Source organism: Serratia sp. Ae19-1, assembly GCF_059801225.1.
In genome coordinates, this window is the sequence record NZ_JBCHWD010000027.1 from 1 (window position 1) to 513 (window position 513).

1 protein-coding gene is annotated in these 513 nt (G+C 43.1%); it reads left to right on the forward strand.

Annotation, left to right across the window (positions count from 1 at the left end; translation table 11 throughout):
* The first annotated feature begins 63 nt into the window (after positions 1–63).
* On the forward strand, positions 64–510 hold the full coding sequence (tnpA, locus tag AAIE04_RS25040) for an IS200/IS605 family transposase (RefSeq protein ID WP_498576569.1): 447 nt from the start codon (positions 64–66) through the stop codon (positions 508–510).
* Positions 511–513 lie beyond the last annotated feature (3 nt).

The window sequence follows — 513 nt, forward strand, 5'->3', positions numbered from 1 at the left end:
CCGAAGGATGCTCATGCTAAATACTGCCTCGGTTTGTTACCAGCAAATCAAGGAGTAAGTAGCATGAGCAGATATGAATCCGCTTCCCACGTATTCTATCGATGTCAGTATCATCTCGTATGGACACCGAAGTACAGATACAAAATCCTCAAGGGTAATCTCGGTAAAGAGCTTTACCGCAGCATTTACATCTACTGCAATATGAAAAAATGCAGAGTAGTCGAACTAAATGTTCAGATAGATCATATACATCTGGTAGTTAGAACCCCACCGAGTTTAAGTGTTTCCGAGCTAATGGGATTTGTGAAAGGGCGGACAGCCATCAGGCTGTTCGCTAAGTTTCCTTATCTAAGAAAGCACAAGCTTTGGGGTAATCACTTTTGGCAAAGGGGATATTTTGTGGACTCGGTAGGGGCAAACGAAGAGATAATTCGACGATATGTACGGTACCAGGACAAGGTAGCGAAAGAGGAAGAAGAAAGACAAATGCAGCTAGGGCTAGAAAAGTAGTGT

Bases quoted from the DNA above. Each gene is read 5' to 3' on its own strand.
- tnpA (WP_498576569.1), top strand. From the start codon at position 64: ATGAGCAGATATGAATCCGCTTCCCACGTATTCTATCGATGTCAGTAT.